13 protein-coding genes, 1 tRNA gene and 1 pseudogene are annotated in these 16918 nt (G+C 60.0%); 1 reads left to right on the top strand and 14 read right to left on the bottom strand.

Annotated features, from left to right (window positions below; translation table 11 throughout):
• From ASD50_RS22505 to rpsL, 4 genes are all read right to left on the bottom strand, one after another.
• On the bottom strand, positions 1-112 hold a 112-nt coding region (locus tag ASD50_RS22505; RefSeq protein ID WP_156465080.1), incomplete at its 3' end, for a GTP-binding protein.
• 67 nt (positions 113-179) lie between these two features.
• Positions 180-2270: an elongation factor G gene (gene fusA / locus ASD50_RS13095; protein ID WP_056241916.1), complete on the bottom strand. Its 2091-nt coding sequence runs from the start codon at positions 2268-2270 to the stop codon at positions 180-182.
• A 29-nt stretch (positions 2271-2299) separates the two neighbouring features.
• The gene (rpsG, locus tag ASD50_RS13090) at positions 2300-2770 is read right to left on the bottom strand and encodes a 30S ribosomal protein S7 (RefSeq protein WP_056241913.1); all 471 of its coding nucleotides are present in this window, start codon (positions 2768-2770) and stop codon (positions 2300-2302) included.
• A 59-nt stretch (positions 2771-2829) separates the two neighbouring features.
• Entirely contained in the window at positions 2830-3201 is a 372-nt protein-coding gene (rpsL, locus tag ASD50_RS13085) for a 30S ribosomal protein S12 (RefSeq protein WP_056241910.1), read from the bottom strand.
• A 462-nt stretch (positions 3202-3663) separates the two neighbouring features.
• On the opposite strand from rpsL, the gene ASD50_RS13080 reads away from it, so the two are divergent.
• Entirely contained in the window at positions 3664-3957 is a 294-nt protein-coding gene (locus ASD50_RS13080) for a hypothetical protein (RefSeq protein WP_056241907.1), read from the top strand.
• Between the two features lie 87 nt (positions 3958-4044).
• Here the strand turns inward: ASD50_RS13080 and rpoC are convergent, their stop codons facing one another.
• The 10 genes and pseudogenes from rpoC to tuf all read right to left on the bottom strand — a co-directional run.
• Positions 4045-8241: a DNA-directed RNA polymerase subunit beta' gene (gene rpoC, locus ASD50_RS13075; RefSeq protein ID WP_056241905.1), complete on the bottom strand. Its 4197-nt coding sequence runs from the start codon at positions 8239-8241 to the stop codon at positions 4045-4047.
• A gap of 154 nt (positions 8242-8395) precedes the next feature.
• Positions 8396-12532 carry a DNA-directed RNA polymerase subunit beta gene (rpoB, locus tag ASD50_RS13070; protein WP_056241902.1) on the bottom strand — a complete coding sequence of 1379 codons (4137 nt, stop codon included), beginning with the start codon at positions 12530-12532 and terminating at the stop codon, positions 8396-8398.
• Between the two features lie 205 nt (positions 12533-12737).
• Positions 12738-13115 carry a 50S ribosomal protein L7/L12 gene (gene rplL / locus ASD50_RS13065; protein ID WP_056241897.1) on the bottom strand — a complete coding sequence of 126 codons (378 nt, stop codon included), beginning with the start codon at positions 13113-13115 and terminating at the stop codon, positions 12738-12740.
• Positions 13116-13169: 54 nt separating this feature from the next.
• Positions 13170-13688: a 50S ribosomal protein L10 gene (rplJ, locus tag ASD50_RS13060; protein ID WP_056241895.1), complete on the bottom strand. Its 519-nt coding sequence runs from the start codon at positions 13686-13688 to the stop codon at positions 13170-13172.
• Positions 13689-14075: 387 nt separating this feature from the next.
• Positions 14076-14774: a 50S ribosomal protein L1 gene (rplA, locus tag ASD50_RS13055; RefSeq protein ID WP_056241892.1), complete on the bottom strand. Its 699-nt coding sequence runs from the start codon at positions 14772-14774 to the stop codon at positions 14076-14078.
• Positions 14775-14778: 4 nt separating this feature from the next.
• The gene (gene rplK, locus ASD50_RS13050) at positions 14779-15207 is read right to left on the bottom strand and encodes a 50S ribosomal protein L11 (RefSeq protein WP_056241890.1); all 429 of its coding nucleotides are present in this window, start codon (positions 15205-15207) and stop codon (positions 14779-14781) included.
• Between the two features lie 161 nt (positions 15208-15368).
• Positions 15369-15908: a transcription termination/antitermination protein NusG gene (nusG, locus tag ASD50_RS13045; protein WP_056241887.1), complete on the bottom strand. Its 540-nt coding sequence runs from the start codon at positions 15906-15908 to the stop codon at positions 15369-15371.
• A 27-nt stretch (positions 15909-15935) separates the two neighbouring features.
• A complete protein-coding gene (secE, locus tag ASD50_RS13040; RefSeq protein ID WP_056241884.1) occupies positions 15936-16139 on the bottom strand; it encodes a preprotein translocase subunit SecE in 204 nt (67 codons plus the stop codon).
• A 333-nt stretch (positions 16140-16472) separates the two neighbouring features.
• Positions 16473-16548, bottom strand: a tRNA-Trp gene (locus ASD50_RS13035).
• 249 nt (positions 16549-16797) lie between these two features.
• Positions 16798-16918, bottom strand: a pseudogene (tuf, locus tag ASD50_RS22500) (elongation factor Tu); the annotation flags it as partial.

Raw genomic sequence — 16918 nt, 5'->3', positions numbered from 1 at the left:
CGCCAAAATACTTCGTGATCGCGGCCGTCAACGACGTCTTGCCATGGTCAACGTGACCAATCGTGCCAATGTTCACATGAGGCTTCGTGCGCTCGAATTTACCTTTTGCCATGTGAGGTCTCCATTTCTGACTTGCCCACCGGGGCGTTTAATTAAGTTACAAGTGCAACCCGTTGGGATTACGCGTATTTCTTCTGAACTTCCTGAGCGACCGCAGTCGGCACCGGCTCGTAGTGGTCGAACTGCATCGTGTACTGGGCGCGGCCCTGTGACATCGAGCGCAGGTTGTCGACGTACTTGAACATGTTGGCCAGCGGCACCATTGCATTCACCACCACGGCAACGCCGCGGCTTTCCTGGCCCTGGATCTGGCCACGACGCGAATTCAGGTCGCCGATGACGTTGCCGACATAATCTTCCGGCGTAACGACCTCGACCTTCATGATCGGTTCGAGCAACTGCACGCCGAGCTTCGGGGCAGCCTCGCGGAAGCAGGCGCGGCCAGCGATTTCGAAAGCCAGAACCGACGAGTCGACGTCGTGGTAGGCGCCGTCGATGAGCGTTGCCTTGACACCGATCATCGGGAAGCCGGCGAACGGACCCGAGGACATGACGCTCTCGATACCCTTCTGAACGCCGGGGATGTATTCCTTCGGCACAGCGCCGCCGACGATCTTGGACTCGAAGACATACTCTTCGCTCTCCGTGTTCGGCTCGAACACGATCTTGACGCGCGCGAACTGGCCGGTACCACCGGTCTGCTTCTTGTGCGTGTAGTCCTGCTCGTGGGTACGCGTGATCGTCTCGCGGTAAGCAACCTGCGGGGCGCCTACGTTGGCCTCGACCTTGAACTCGCGCTTCATGCGGTCGACGATGATGTCGAGATGAAGCTCACCCATGCCGGCGATGATCGTCTGGCCGCTTTCCTCGTCGGTCTTGACGCGGAAGGACGGGTCCTCGGCAGCAAGGCGATGCAGAGCAAGGCCCATCTTTTCCTGGTCGGCCTTGGTCTTCGGCTCGATCGCGATCTGGATGACCGGATCGGGGAATTCCATGCGCTCGAGGATCACGGGGTTGAGCGGATCGCAAAGCGTATCGCCGGTCGTGGTTTCCTTGAGGCCAGCCAGAGCAACGATGTCGCCAGCGAAAGCTTCTTCGATGTCGGCGCGGCTGTTGGCATGCATCTGCAGCATACGGCCGATGCGCTCCTTCTTACCCTTCACCGTGTTGTCCAGCGAAACGCCCTTGGTGAGCTTGCCGGAATAGATGCGGGCGAAGGTGAGCGATCCGACGAAGGGATCGTTCATGATCTTGAACGCCAGCATCGACAGCGGCTCGTCGTCAGTGGCGTGACGCTCGATCTCGGCTTCGGTCTTGGCATCGATGCCCTTGATGGCCGGAACGTCCAGCGGCGAAGGCAGGAAGTCGACCACAGCATCGAGAAGCGGCTGAACGCCCTTGTTCTTGAAGGCAGTGCCGCAGAAAACCGGATGGAACTTGACGCTGATCGTACCCTTGCGGATCAACGCACGGATGGTGTCGTTGTCGGGCAGATTGCCTTCGAGATAGTTGTTCATGGCATCGTCGTCCATTTCGACGACGGCCTCGATCATCTTCTCGCGATATTCCTCGGCCTTCGCCTGAAGGTCGGACGGGATCTCTACAACATCCCAGGCAGCGCCCAGCTCTTCGTTGTGCCAGACGAGCGCCTTCATCTCGATGAGATCGATGACGCCCTTGAACTCGTTCTCGGCACCGATCGGCAACTGAACAGCCACGGCGATCGCACCGAGGCGCGACTTGATCATGTCCAGGCAGCGGTAGAAATCTGCGCCGGTCTTGTCCATCTTGTTGCAGAAAATCATGCGCGGAACATGATACTTCTCAGCCTGACGCCAGACGGTTTCGGTCTGCGGCTCAACGCCGGCGTTGGAATCGAGCAGCGCAATGGCGCCGTCGAGAACGCGCAGCGAACGCTCGACTTCAATGGTGAAGTCGACGTGGCCGGGGGTGTCGATGATGTTGAAGCGGCGCTGCTTACCGTCACGACCCTTCCAGAAGGTCGTAGTGGCGGCGGACGTAATGGTGATACCGCGCTCCTGCTCCTGCTCCATCCAGTCCATGGTGGCTGCGCCGTCGTGGACTTCACCGATCTTGTGCGACTTGCCGGTGTAGTACAGAATCCGCTCGGTCGTCGTCGTCTTGCCGGCGTCGATGTGCGCCATGATGCCGAAATTGCGGTAGTCTTCGATTTTATATTCGCGGGCCATGGGAGGTGCCTCTCAAGTCTCGTTCGCGCTTACCAGCGGTAGTGCGCGAAAGCGCGGTTGGCTTCGGCCATCTTGTGGGTGTCTTCACGCTTCTTCACGGCGGTGCCGCGGTTGTTCGCCGCGTCCATCAACTCACCGGAGAGGCGATCGACCATGGTGGTCTCGTTGCGATTGCGCGCGGCAGCGATGAGCCAGCGAATGGCCAGCGCCTGACGACGCTCGGGGCGCACATCGACCGGAACCTGATAGGTCGCACCACCAACGCGGCGCGAACGCACTTCCACGTGAGGCGCGACATTGTCGAGAGCCTGATGGAAGACGGTGACCGGCTCTTGCTTGGTCTTGGCCTGAACCTGGTCAAGGGCGCCATAGACGATGGTCTCGGCGACCGACTTCTTGCCGTCATACATGACGGCATTCATGAACTTGGTTACGACAAGATCGCCGAACTTCGGGTCCGGGTTGATCTCACGCTTATCTGCACTGTGACGACGGGACATACTGTTGTCTCTCTTTTCTTGCCCGGCACGAAAATAAAAAGCGCCGAAGCCGGAAAACCTTACTTCGGACGCTTTGCACCGTACTTGGAACGGCGCTGCTTGCGGTTTTTCACACCTTGCGTGTCGAGCACGCCGCGGATGATATGATAGCGAACGCCCGGAAGGTCCTTCACGCGACCGCCGCGGATCATGACCACGGAGTGCTCCTGAAGGTTGTGACCTTCGCCCGGGATGTAGCCAATCACCTCGAAGCCATTGGTCAGGCGGATCTTCGCAACTTTGCGCAGTGCAGAGTTCGGCTTCTTCGGCGTCGTCGTATAGACGCGTGTGCAGACGCCGCGCTTCTGCGGATTCTGCTGCATGGCCGGGACCTTGTTGCGCGTTGCCGGCGCTACACGCGGCTTGCGGATCAGCTGGTTGACGGTAGGCATTAAACCCTCTTGTCTCTCAATTCCGTGTCTCAAGCCCGTTCAGGGCAGATTCAGACGCTATTTCCATACGCAAATTCGGGCCACAAACCGCATCCTACGGTCCTGCCCGAACAAAAAGCAGAGGAAGCGGAACCCGCTTCATGCATGCCGGAAATGTCTTTTCGCTCGTAAAACGAACCCTGTTTGAGACAAACTCCAAAGCGCGTCGCCTTGAAAAGGAAAGTCTCACATCGGCTCAGACTGGGCGGCTTCTACTCGCACGGTTCTCATCCGTCAACCCCGCAGCTCCAAATATTGCGCCGAAACCGGGGCTTGGCAGTCATGCGGCAAGCGCATGAAATTTTCTTTCGTGCGAATTGGATTACGAGGAACAATGTGACTGCATTTTGACTGTTGCGCCTGCGCGCTTCATGTAAACAGACTGAAAGCACACGGCCCACCAGTTCACTGAAAGAATCAATCATGAGCGAGTCGACAGACGATGAACAGGAACGGCCTGTAACCATCATCACCGGGCGCGTCTGGAAACGAAAAGGCGGCCGGGCGGAAGGCGTTCACGTGATGCTGGTTGCTCCCGACGACGACTCGGCCGTGCGTCGCGCTTTGGAATCACTCGCGGCGGAAGGCTATGCAGAAGCGGAGCTGGACCAGATTGGCGACATGCAAGGCGAACCCGACGAGGAACCCCACCTTTCCGCCTATCAAGGTGCACTGGAAGGCGAAGTCTCAATCGTGACGTTCGATGAACCCGACTGATTGACGACTGCCATCAACACCCGAACTTCAAACGAAAAAGCCGCCGGGCAAGCCGGCGGCTTTTGATTTTCCAGGCGGATGCCCGGCTTACTGAGCAGCCGACACCATATCCGTGAGGATCGGCTCAGCTACCTCGACACCCGAAGACTTGCGGCGCTCGTCGAGGATCAGCTCATCGCGCGAAGTAGCGATGCGGCGGATCTGGCTCATCTGGCCGCCGGTGCCGGCAGGGATCAGACGTCCGACGATGACGTTTTCCTTCAGGCCCTGCAGCATGTCGGTCTTGCCGGCAACCGCAGCTTCCGTAAGCACCCTCGTCGTCTCCTGGAAGGAGGCGGCGGAGATGAAGGACGGTGTCTGCAGCGACGCCTTGGTGATGCCGAGCAGAACAGGCTGACCGGCAGCGGGCTTCTTGCCTTCTTCTTCCAGACGCTCGTTGATCTCGTCCAATTCGATCACGTCGACGTGGTCGCCCGGGATGTAGGTCGAGTCGCCCTGTTCGGTGATTTCCACCTTCTGCAGCATCTGGCGCACGATCACTTCAATGTGCTTGTCGTTGATCGAAACGCCCTGCAACCGGTAGACTTCCTGGATTTCGTTGACCAGGTAGGAAGCCAGAGCCTCCACGCCCCTGATCGCCAGGATGTCGTGCGGCGCCGGGTTGCCGTCGAGGATGTAGTCGCCCTTCTCGATGACGTCGCCGTCCTGAAGATGGAACGGCTTGCCCTTCGGGATCAGGTATTCGACCGGCTCCAGCGTCGAGTCATGCGGCTCGATGATGATGCGGCGCTTGTTCTTGTAGTCGCGACCGAAGCGGATGGTGCCATCGATCTCGGCGATGATGGCGTGATCCTTCGGACGGCGAGCCTCGAACAGTTCGGCCACACGCGGCAGACCACCGGTGATGTCCTTGGTCTTGGCGCTTTCCATCGGAATACGCGCCAGCACGTCGCCCGGCTTCACATGAGCGCCCGGCTCGACCGAAAGGATGGCCTCGACCGAGAGCAGGAAGCGGGCATCGCCGCCCTTCGACAGCTTGCCGACCTTCCCCTTGGCATCCTGGATCACGATGGCCGGCTTGAGGTCCGAACCACGCGGCGTCGAACGCCAGTCGATAACCTCGCGCTTGGTGATACCGGTGGATTCGTCGGCCGTTTCCTGCACGGAAATGCCGTCGACCAGATCCTCGAACTCCGCCCTGCCCTCGATTTCGGTAAGGATCGGACGGGTGTAGGGATCCCACTCGGCGATACGCTGGCCGCGCTTAACCTTGTCGCCATCGTCCACGAAGATGCGCGAACCATAGGTGACACGGTGCGTAGCGCGCTCCTTGCCGGCTTCGTCAAGGATGAGGATCGCCATGTTGCGGCCCATCACCACGAGGTGACCGTCAGAGTTGCGCACGACGTTGCGGTTGCGGATCTCGACCTTGCCTTCATAGGAGGCTTCGAGGAACGAGGAGTCCACCACCTGCGCCGTGCCGCCCATGTGGAAGGTACGCATGGTGAGCTGGGTGCCCGGCTCGCCGATCGACTGCGCCGCGATGACGCCAACGGCCTCGCCCTGGTTGACGGGCGTGCCGCGAGCAAGATCGCGACCGTAGCAGACTGCGCAAACGCCGGTGCGGACTTCGCAAGTCAACGCCGAGCGAATGCGAACCGACTGCACGCCAGCCTTTTCGATCATCTCGATATCGCGCTCATCCATCAGCTTGCCGGCATTGACCATGACCTCGCCGGAGACCGGATGCAAAATGTCATCCAGGGCGGTGCGGCCAAGCACACGCTGTCCCACCGACGCGACCACCTGGCCAGCGTCGACGATCGGCTGCATGGTAAGGCCCTTGTCCGTGCCACAGTCGACAGAATTGACGATGCAATCCTGCGCGACGTCGACAAGGCGACGGGTCAGGTAACCGGAGTTGGCCGTCTTCAACGCCGTGTCGGCCAGACCCTTGCGGGCGCCGTGGGTCGAGTTGAAGTACTCGAGAACGGTGAGGCCTTCCTTGAAGTTCGAAATGATCGGCGTCTCGATGATTTCGCCAGACGGCTTGGCCATAAGGCCGCGCATGCCGGCGAGCTGACGCATCTGGGTGGGCGAACCGCGCGCACCCGAATGCGACATCATGTAGATCGAGTTCATCGGCTTTTGACGGCCGTCGTCGTCGAACTCCACCGCCTTGATGCGGCCCATCATTTCCTCGGCGACCTTTTCAGAGCACTTTGCCCAGGCGTCGACCACCTTGTTGTACTTCTCGCCCTGCGTGATCAGGCCGTCATTGTACTGCTGCTCGTATTCCTTGGCCTGCGCCTCGGTGTCCGTAACCAGTTTGGCCTTGGCATCGGGGATCAACATGTCGTCCTTGCCGAACGAAATGCCGGCCCGGCAGGCATGCGCGAAGCCCAGCGCCATGATGCGATCGCAGAAAATGACCGTCTCCTTCTGACCGCAATGGCGGTAGACGGTGTCGATCATCTTGGAGATGTTCTTCTTGGTCATCTCCTGGTTGGCAGTCGCGAACGGCACGTTGACGTTCTTCGGCAGCAACTCGCCGATGATCATGCGGCCAGGCGTCGTGTCGTAGATCTTCGAAACGAGATTGCCTTCCGCATCAACCGTCTTGAAGCGGCCCTTGATCTTGGCATGCAGCGTCACGGCCTTGGTTTCGAGCGCGTGCTGGAGTTCGCCCATATCGGCAAACGCCATGCCTTCGCCCGGCTCGTTCTGGTTGACGATCGAGAGATAATAGAGGCCGAGCACCATATCCTGCGACGGCACGATGATCGGTGCGCCGGAGGCCGGGTGCAGGATGTTGTTGGTCGACATCATCAGCACGCGCGCTTCGAGCTGGGCTTCCAGCGAAAGCGGCACGTGAACAGCCATCTGGTCACCGTCGAAGTCGGCGTTGAAGGCGGTGCAGACCAGTGGGTGCAGCTGAATGGCCTTGCCTTCGATCAGCATCGGCTCGAACGCCTGGATGCCGAGGCGGTGCAGCGTCGGCGCACGATTCAGGAGCACCGGATGCTCGCGGATGACCTCGTCGAGGATATCCCAGACTTCCGGACGTTCCTTCTCGACCAGCTTCTTGGCCTGCTTGACGGTCGAGGAATAACCCTTGGCGTCGAGACGGGCATAGATGAACGGCTTGAACAGTTCGAGCGCCATCTTCTTCGGCAGGCCGCACTGATGCAGCTTCAGTTCCGGACCGGTCACGATGACCGAGCGGCCGGAATAGTCGACGCGCTTGCCGAGCAGGTTCTGGCGGAAGCGGCCCTGCTTGCCTTTCAGCATATCCGACAGCGACTTCAGCGGACGCTTGTTGGCGCCGGTGATGACGCGGCCGCGGCGGCCGTTGTCGAACAGTGCATCGACGGCTTCCTGCAACATGCGCTTTTCGTTACGCACGATGATGCCAGGCGCACGCAACTCGATCAGCCGCTTCAGGCGGTTGTTACGGTTGATGACGCGACGATAAAGGTCGTTCAGGTCCGAGGTCGCAAAGCGGCCGCCATCCAGCGGAACGAGCGGACGCAGGTCCGGCGGGATCACCGGAACGACCTTCATGATCATCCATTCCGGGCGATTGCCGGATTCCATGAAGTTCTCGACCACCTTGAGACGCTTGAGATACTTCTTCTGCTTCAGCTCGGACGTGGTGGAGGCAAGTTCGGAACGCAGGTCGCCAGCGATCTTTTCCAGATCCATGCCGGCCAGCAGGTCATGGATAGCTTCCGCGCCGATCATGGCGGTGAAGCTGTCCTCGCCGTACTCATCGACTGCCAGCATGTACTCTTCTTCGGAGAGAAGCTGGTTTTCCTTGAGCGCGGTCAGGCCCGGCTCGGTCACGATGTAGTTCTCGAAATAAAGGACGCGCTCGATGTCCTTCAGGGTCATGTCGAGCAGCGTGCCGATGCGCGACGGCAGCGACTTCAGGAACCAGATGTGGGCGACAGGCGCAGCCAATTCGATGTGGCCCATTCGCTCGCGGCGAACGCGCGACAGCGTAACTTCCACGCCGCACTTTTCGCAGATGACGCCCTTGTACTTCATGCGCTTGTACTTGCCGCACAGGCACTCATAGTCCTTGATCGGCCCGAAGATGCGCGCGCAGAACAGGCCGTCGCGTTCCGGCTTGAACGTACGGTAGTTGATGGTTTCCGGCTTCTTGATCTCGCCGAACGACCACGACAGGATCTTTTCCGGGCTGGCGAGCGAAATCCGGATGGAATCGAACACCTGCGCCGGCGCCTGCGGGTTGAAGAGATTCATGACCTCTTGGTTCATGCCATTCTCCTTTGCGGGGTCCTCGAAAACCCCAATTCCAAATTATGCGGGACGACACCCGCGAGAACCGGCCAAAGCCGGAAGATTCCTTTAGGGCACGCTCACTGGCCGTACCCAGGCAGCCGCGGTTGCCCGCGGCTGCAAGCGAGCGCCGTTACTCGGCAGCGTCGCGCAGCGGCGTCGCCTGCTCGTCAAGCTTGGTGTTTTCAAGCTCGACGTTAAGCCCGAGCGACCGCATTTCTTTGACCAGAACGTTGAAGCTCTCCGGGATACCCGCCTCGAAGGTGTCGTCGCCGCGGACGATCGCTTCGTAGACCTTGGTACGGCCGGCCACGTCGTCCGACTTCACTGTCAGCATTTCCTGCAGCGTGTAGGCGGCGCCGTAAGCCTCGAGAGCCCAGACCTCCATTTCGCCGAAGCGCTGGCCGCCGAACTGCGCCTTGCCGCCCAGCGGCTGCTGGGTGACCAGGGAGTACGGGCCGATCGAACGCGCGTGGATCTTGTCGTCCACGAGGTGGTGCAGCTTGAGCATGTAGATGTAGCCCATCGTCACCTTGCGGTCGAACGGCTCGCCGGTACGCCCATCATAGAGCTGCGACTGACCGCTGGTATGAAGACCCGCCTGCTCCAGCATCTCGTTGATGTTGGCTTCATGCGCACCGTCGAACACCGGGGTCGCGATGGAGACGCCGCGCCGCATCTGCTCGCCGAGGCGAACGATGGACTCATCGTCATACTCACGAACCGGCTCGTTGCGGTCGTTGGCCGGAATGACCTGCTCGATGGTCTGGCGCAGCGGCTTGATATCGCCACCCGCCTTATAGGCATCGATCAAGTCGCCGATCTTCCTGCCCATGCCCGAGCAAGCCCAACCCAGATGGGTTTCCAGGATCTGGCCGACGTTCATGCGCGATGGCACGCCCAGCGGATTGAGCACGATATCGGCATGCGTGCCGTCCTCGAGGAACGGCATGTCCTCGACGGGAACGATACGCGACACGACACCCTTGTTGCCGTGACGGCCAGCCATCTTGTCGCCGGGCTGCATCTTGCGCTTCACGGCCACGAAGACCTTGACCATCTTCATAACGCCCGGAGGCATTTCGTCGCCGCGCTGGACCTTTTCGACCTTGTCCATGAAACGCTGTTCCAGCGCCTTCTTGGAGTCGTCGTACTGGCCGCGCAGGGCTTCCAGTTCGCTCTGGAGCTTTTCGCTCTCCACGGCAAACTGCCACCACTGCGAACGCGGGTAGTCGTCCAGCGTCTCCTTGGCGAGAACGGTGCCCTTCTTGAAGCCCTTAGGCCCGGCAATCGCTTCCTTGCCGATCAACATACCGGACAGGCGCGAGTAGACGTTGCGGTCCAAAATGGCCTGCTCGTCGTCGCGGTCCTTGGCCAGGCGCTCGATCTCCTCGCGCTCGATGGCCATGGCGCGTTCGTCCTTCTCCACGCCGTGACGGTTGAAGACGCGAACTTCCACGACCGTGCCGAAAGTGCCCGGAGGCATGCGCATGGAGGTATCGCGCACATCGGATGCCTTTTCGCCGAAGATGGCGCGCAGAAGCTTTTCTTCCGGCGTCATCGGGCTTTCGCCCTTCGGCGTGATCTTGCCAACCAGGATGTCGCCCGGCTGCACTTCCGCACCGATATAGACGATGCCGGCTTCGTCGAGGTTCTTCAGCGCTTCTTCCGAAACGTTCGGAATGTCGCGGGTGATTTCCTCAGGGCCGAGCTTCGTATCGCGAGCCATGACCTCGAACTCCTCGATATGGATCGAGGTGAAGACGTCGTCGGCAACGATCCGCTCGGACAGCAGGATCGAGTCCTCGTAGTTGTAGCCGTTCCACGGCATGAACGCGACGAGCACGTTGCGGCCAAGCGCCAGATCGCCAAGATCCGTCGAAGGACCGTCGGCGATGATGTCACCCTTGTTGACGTGGTCGCCAACCCTCACCAGCGGACGCTGGTTGATGCAGGTCGACTGGTTCGAACGCTGGAACTTCATCAGGCGGTAGATATCGACACCGGACTTGCCGGGATCGAGGTTTTCGGTCGCGCGGATAACGATACGCGTTGCGTCAACCTGGTCGACCACGCCGCCGCGACGGGCACCGATGGCGGCGCCCGAGTCACGAGCCACGATCGGCTCCATGCCGGTGCCGACGAACGGCGCTTCGGCGCGCACCAGCGGCACGGCCTGACGCTGCATATTCGAGCCCATGAGAGCGCGGTTCGCGTCGTCGTTTTCAAGGAACGGGATCAGCGCGGCTGCGACCGAAACCATCTGCTTTGGCGAAACGTCCATGAGGTCGACGTTCTCGCGCGGCGCCATCATCACTTCGCCGGCGTTACGGCAAATGACGAACTCGTCGACGAAATGGCCGTTGGCGTCGAGCTCGGCGTTGGCCTGAGCGACGAAGTGCTTGGCCTCTTCCATCGCCGACAGATAGACGACGTCGTTGGTCAGCTTGCCGTCCACGATCTTGCGGTACGGGCTTTCGATAAAGCCGTACTTGTTGACACGCGCAAAAGTCGCCAGCGAGTTGATCAGGCCGATGTTCGGGCCTTCCGGCGTCTCGATCGGGCAGATACGCCCGTAGTGCGTCGGATGCACGTCGCGCACCTCGAAGCCGGCGCGCTCACGCGTCAAACCGCCCGGTCCAAGCGCCGACAGGCGACGCTTGTGGGTGATTTCCGACAACGGGTTGGTCTGGTCCATGAACTGTGAAAGCTGCGAGGACCCGAAGAATTCACGCACCGCGGCTGCCGCCGGCTTGGCGTTGATCAGGTCCTGCGGCATGACCGTGTCGATCTCGATCGAGGACATACGCTCCTTGATCGCGCGCTCCATGCGCAGAAGGCCGACGCGGTACTGGTTCTCCATCAATTCGCCGACCGAACGCACGCGACGGTTGCCGAGATTGTCGATGTCGTCGATCTCGCCCTTGCCGTCGCGCAGCTCCACCAGCGTCTTGACCACGGCAAGGATGTCTTCCTTGCGCAGCACGCGAACGGTGTCTTCCGCGTCGAGTTCGAGACGCATGTTCATCTTGACGCGGCCGACTGCCGACAGGTCATAGCGTTCGCTGTCGAAGAACAGCGAATTGAACATGGCTTCAGCAGTTTCCAGCGTCGGCGGCTCGCCAGGACGCATGACACGATAGATGTCGAACAGCGCGTCCTGGCGGCTCTCGTTCTTGTCGACAGCAAGCGTGTTGCGAATGTAGGCGCCGACATTGACGTGGTCGATGTCGAGAATCTGGATCTCGTCCTCGCCCGTTTCGAGCAGCACCTTCAAGGTCTTGTCGTCGATCTCGTCGCCGGCCTCGAGGAAAATCTCGCCGGTCTGGTAGTTGACGATATCCTCGGCAAGATAGTTGCCCAGCAGATCCTCATCCGTCGCCTTGATCGCCTTCAGACCCTTTTCGCCAAGCTGCTTGGCCTGGCGCGCGGTGATCTTCTTGCCGGCCTCGACGACGACCTCGCCGGTGTCGGCATCAACCAGATCGCTGACAGCCTTGAGGCCGCGGAAGCGATCGACGTTGAAGGGGATGCGCCAATGGTCGCCGGCGCGCCGGTAGGAAATCTTGTTGTAGAAGGTGGACAGGATTTCTTCGCCATCCATGCCGAGCGCCATCAGCAGCGACGTCACCGGAATCTTGCGGCGACGGTCGATGCGGGCATGCACGACGTCCTTGGAATCGAACTCGATATCGAGCCACGAGCCGCGATAGGGAATGACGCGGGCGGCGAAAAGGAGCTTGCCGCTGGAGTGCGACTTGCCCTTGTCGTGATCGAAGAACACGCCCGGCGAACGGTGCATCTGCGAAACGATGACGCGCTCGGTGCCGTTGACGATGAAGGTGCCGTTCATGGTCATGAGCGGCATATCGCCCATGTAAACGTCCTGTTCCTTGATGTCCTTGATCGACTTCGCGCCGGTATCTTCGTCAATATCGAACACGATGAGACGCAGCGTCACCTTGAGCGGCGCAGCATAGGTCAGATCGCGCTGACGGCATTCGTCAACGTCGAATTTCGGCGCTTCGAACTCGTACTTTACGAATTCCAGCATCGAAGCTCCGGAAAAATCGGAGATCGGGAACACCGACTTGAAAACAGCCTGCAGGCCTTCGTCCGGACGACCGCCCTGGGGCTCGTCCACCATGAGGAACTGGTCGTAGGATGCCTTTTGAACCTCGATCAGGTTCGGCATCTCGGCAACTTCAGGGATCTTTCCGAAGAACTTTCTTACGCGTCTGCGGCCATTGAAAGTCTGGGTCTGGGCCATCGTCGCTCCTTAGCATGTTGGGGCGAACCACGCCGCGGTCCGCCTCGCCTTTCAGGCCGTTTCACGACGGCCTTGTCTAAAACAGGTGAAAACCTGTTTCCTGAAAGCCGGTTCCGGCCATCAGGAAAGAGGTTCTCGAACACAAATCCGGGCTCCCTGGCGGGAGGCGGCGGGCGACATGAGGTCGCCCGCCGAACCCGAACAATTACTTCAGATCGACCTTGGCGCCAGCAGCTTCGAGCTGAGCCTTGATCTTTTCCGCGTCGGCCTTGGCAACGGCTTCCTTGACCGGCTTCGGAGCGGCCTCGACCAGGTCCTTGGCTTCCTTGAGACCCAGGCCGGTGATGGCGCGCACTTCCTTGATGACGTTGATCTTCTGAGCGCCGGCATCCGTCAGGATGACGTCGAACTCGGTCTTTTCCTCAGCCGGAGCAGCAGCGGCGGCAGCGCCACCAGCAGCGGCAACAGCAACCGGAGCAGCGGCGGAAACGCCCCACTTTTCTTCCAGAAGCTTCGAAAGCTCAGCCGCCTCGAGGACGGTCAGGCTCGAGAGGTCGTCTACGATCTTTGCGAGATCAGCCATTTTTGTATTCCTTCATAAGGTTCGAACGTGTGTTGATATTCAAGAGGAACGGCCTCATGCCGCCTCGTCCTTCCGGGCGTAAGCGCCGATGACGCGCGCGACTGAACCCGCGGGCGCATTGACGATCTGGGCGATCCGGGTAGCCGGCGTGGCAATCATGCCAACCAGCTTGGCGCGCAACTCGTCGAGCGACGGAAGCGAGGCAAGAGCCTTCACTCCATCGGCATCGAGCGAGGTCTTGCCCATTGCGCCGCCGAGAATGATGAGCTTCTCATTCCCCTTGGCGAAATCGGACGCGACCTTCGGTGCCGCAATCGGATCTTCCGAGTAAGCGACCAGCGTCTGTCCCTTGAACAGATCGATGATGCTTTCGGATTCCGTGCCCTGAAGAGCGATCTTGGCGAGGCGGTTCTTCGCGACTTTGACGGTGCCGCCGGCCTGACGCATCTTCGTGCGAAGATCGTTCATTTGCGCGACGGTGATACCGGCATAGTGGGCCACGACCACTGAACCAGCGCCCTTGATGGCGTCGTTCAGGCCCGAGACGAGTTCGCGTTTTTCCGCTCTGTCCACTGCCTATCTCCAGTTGACCCCTGCCTCATTTACGAAAGCAGGCGTCTGGTTGCCTTTTGCCGGCCGGGCTTTTCCATTTCTGGATCACCCGAACGGCGCTCGAGGATCCTGCCCCCTTTCGCCACATCCGTTGGCAAGCCGCCGGATGCGCAGACAAAAGGCAAACACGGTTCGAACCTTTCATTGGAGGCGAAACCTCCTTTGTCCGGTCTTCACCCGTCTCATGCAGGCCCACATGAATTAAGGTCCAATCGAAACCGGACCGCCCGCAATCTCGGACAGGATATCCGGAACCCTTTCGGCTTCCGGGTACCCAACCCCCGCCGAAGCGGGGATCGGAATTCACAACCGGATCAATCCTTTAGGGGACGATCCGGAAAAATCGAATCAGGACGCTACGAGCGTCGCAACGTCGAGCTTCAGGCCCGGGCCCATCGTCGAGGTGACGGACACCTTCTTGACGTAGTTGCCCTTGGCGCCGGCCGGCTTGGCCTTGGTGACCGCATCGGCGAAAGCGCGGATGTTTTCTTCCAGCGCCTTAACCTCAAAGGACACCTTGCCGACGCCGGCGTGGACGATACCAGCCTTCTCGACGCGGAACTCAACGGCGCCGCCCTTCGATGCCCTGACCGCAGCAGCCACATCGGTGGTCACAGTGCCAACCTTCGGGTTCGGCATCATGCCGCGCGGGCCGAGCACCTTGCCCAGACGACCGACGAGCGGCATCATGTCCGGCGTCGCGATGCAGCGATCGAAGTCGATCGTGCCCTTCTGGACGATCTCGACCAAATCTTCGGCGCCAACGACATCAGCACCGGCGGCCTTTGCTTCGTCGGCCTTGTCGCCACGTGCAAACACTGCAACGCGCACGGTACGACCGGTGCCGTTCGGCAGATTGACAACGCCGCGGACCATCTGGTCGGCGTGGCGAGGGTCAACGCCGAGGTTCATGGCGATCTCGATGGTTTCGTCAAACTTGACGCCCGAACGGTCCTTGAGCAGCTTGAGGGCGTCGCCCAAGGCATACGCCTTGTTCGGATCAATGCCTTCGCGGGACTTGGCTACACGCTTTGCAATCTTTGCCATCTGATCAGCCCACCACTTCCAGGCCCATCGAACGGGCAGAGCCTTCAACCATGCGCATGGCGGCTTCAACGTCGTTCGCGTTCAGGTCCTTCATCTTCGCTTCTGCGATCGCGCGCACCTTGTCGCGGCCGATCGTGCCAGCCTTGGTCTTGCCCGGCTCCTTCGAGCCCGACTTCAGGTTGGCGGCCTTCTTCAGGAAGTAGGTCACCGGAGGCGTCTTCATGACGAAGGTGAACGACTTGTCCTGGTAATAAGTGATGACGACAGGGATCGGCGATCCCTTCTCCATCTCCTGCGACTGCGCGTTGAACGCCTTGCAGAATTCCATGATGTTGATGCCACGTTGACCAAGCGCAGGTCCGATCGGCGGCGACGGCGTAGCCGAACCCGCTGGAACCTGGAGCTTGAGCTGGCCTGCAATTTTCTTAGCCATCTCTTTCCTGCCTTAACTTCTCTGCCGGATATCCGGCGGTTGCAGTTTGGTGGTGCGGTTCGAACAGTTGGCTAAGCCGCCCTTGCCTCCCACCTTCGATGACAACGCAAAATGCCGCGTTGCCTTCATCGCTGCAGCGGTAGTGCCGCAGCGATTTCGGATCAGCCCTTTTCGACCTGTCCGAATTCCAGATCGACTGGCACGGCGCGCCCGAAGATCGATACTTCCACCTTGAGGCGCGCGCGCTCCTCGTCGACTTCCTGAACGAAGCCATTGAACGACGCGAACGGCCCGTCCGACACGCGAATGGCTTCGCCAATCTCGAAAGTAACCGACGGCTTTGGCCGCTCCACGCCTTCCTGCACTTGATGCAGGATGCGCTCGGCCTCCTTGTCGGTGATGTGCATCGGCTTGGCCGTATGCTTGTCTTCACCGAGGAAACCCGTAACTCGCGGCGTGTTCTTGACGAGACTGATCACCGCATCGTTGAGCTCGGCCTTCATCAGGACGTAGCCCGGGAAAAATTTGCGCTCTGCGTCCACCTTCTTGCCGCGACGAACCTCGACCACCTTCTCAGTCGGGACGACGATCTGCTCGATGCGCTCGCTCAATCCCTTCTGCTTGGCCTTGTTCTCAATGTCTTCGGCAACCTTTTTTTCAAAGTTCGAATAAGCGTGGACGATGTACCAGCGCGCGGTCATTTCAAGGCTTCTCCGTAATCGCCGAACTTAGCGCCCGATACCCAAGATCAACTCGACGGCAAAACCCATGAGCTGATCTGCGGCAAAGAAGAACAGCATGGTCAGGACCGAGAAGATCAGGACCATCACCGTCGAAATCAGCGTTTCGCGCCGCGTCGGCCAAGTGACCTTGGCAGTCTCCGACCGAACCTGCTGAAGGAAGACGAAAGGATTAAGTGTCTTCGAAGCCATGTGCCGCTCTGCTTTCAAGACCCGTGGGCCGGGCCTCCTGGATGGTCCCGCTGACCGGGACGTGGAGCATGAAGCGATTGTGCCGAATCAATTCGACCGTTTCGTCCATGCAAATCAGACGCGCAAAGCCGGATTCCCAGCTCCACGCGTCGCGTGTCTGTTACGTCTACATAAAACCGATTCTTAGTCCACGCAAGTGGCAAGTATCCGCTTTACGATCAAACGCCGCATCGGAACCATCCAGTCGTTCCGTCCCGGCTATGCTGCCCTTATGCCTCAAACCCTTGGCTATGGCAAGATATCGAGCCATGTCGGGTCCGGCATCGGGATGAATGGCAGGGGCAGCAGGGCTCGAACCCGCGACCTGCGGTTTTGGAGACCGCCGCTCTACCAACTGAGCTATACCCCTAGATATTCCACCGATCCGCGGGCGACATTGCCAAATGCCGGATCGGCGTTGGTGCCCGTTCCTAGTCGCTCCAAGCAAAAGCTTCAAGCATTTTCGGACGGAAATGGCGGCTCCCGAGAGAGCCGCCATCAAATATCAAACGTCGTCTTACTCGACGATGGAGGCGACGATGCCGGCGCCAGCCGCAAAACGCCCAAAAGCGTTTTGCATTTCTTCAATTGCCGTTGGGTGCGACGGGATCAGCTTCGATCACTCAACGATCGAAGCAACGATGCCGGCGCCGACGGTGCGGCCGCCTTCGCGGATGGCGAAGCGCAGCTTCTCTTCCATGGCGATCGGCACGATCAGTTCAACATCAACCGTCACGTTG

It is taken from the genome of Mesorhizobium sp. Root552, from assembly GCF_001427285.1.
Lineage (GTDB): Bacteria > Pseudomonadota > Alphaproteobacteria > Rhizobiales > Rhizobiaceae > Mesorhizobium.
The sequence above is the reverse complement of the archived record's forward strand: the minus strand, read 5'-3'. Positions and strand labels throughout refer to the sequence as shown.

Excerpts from the sequence above, each read along its gene's own strand:
- rpsL (WP_056241910.1), bottom strand. The coding sequence starts at position 3,201 with ATGCCTACCGTCAACCAGCTGATCCGCAAGCCGCGTGTAGCGCCGGCA.
- rplK (WP_056241890.1), bottom strand. The coding sequence starts at position 15,207 with ATGGCTAAGAAAATTGCAGGCCAGCTCAAGCTCCAGGTTCCAGCGGGT.
- rpsG (WP_056241913.1), bottom strand. The coding sequence starts at position 2,770 with ATGTCCCGTCGTCACAGTGCAGATAAGCGTGAGATCAACCCGGACCCG.
- rpoB (WP_056241902.1), bottom strand. The coding sequence starts at position 12,532 with ATGGCCCAGACCCAGACTTTCAATGGCCGCAGACGCGTAAGAAAGTTC.
- rplL (WP_056241897.1), bottom strand. The coding sequence starts at position 13,115 with ATGGCTGATCTCGCAAAGATCGTAGACGACCTCTCGAGCCTGACCGTC.
- fusA (WP_056241916.1), bottom strand. The coding sequence starts at position 2,270 with ATGGCCCGCGAATATAAAATCGAAGACTACCGCAATTTCGGCATCATG.
- secE (WP_056241884.1), bottom strand. The coding sequence starts at position 16,139 with ATGGCTTCGAAGACACTTAATCCTTTCGTCTTCCTTCAGCAGGTTCGG.
- rpoC (WP_056241905.1), bottom strand. The coding sequence starts at position 8,241 with ATGAACCAAGAGGTCATGAATCTCTTCAACCCGCAGGCGCCGGCGCAG.
- nusG (WP_056241887.1), bottom strand. The coding sequence starts at position 15,908 with ATGACCGCGCGCTGGTACATCGTCCACGCTTATTCGAACTTTGAAAAA.
- ASD50_RS13080 (WP_056241907.1), top strand. The coding sequence starts at position 3,664 with ATGAGCGAGTCGACAGACGATGAACAGGAACGGCCTGTAACCATCATC.
- rplA (WP_056241892.1), bottom strand. The coding sequence starts at position 14,774 with ATGGCAAAGATTGCAAAGCGTGTAGCCAAGTCCCGCGAAGGCATTGAT.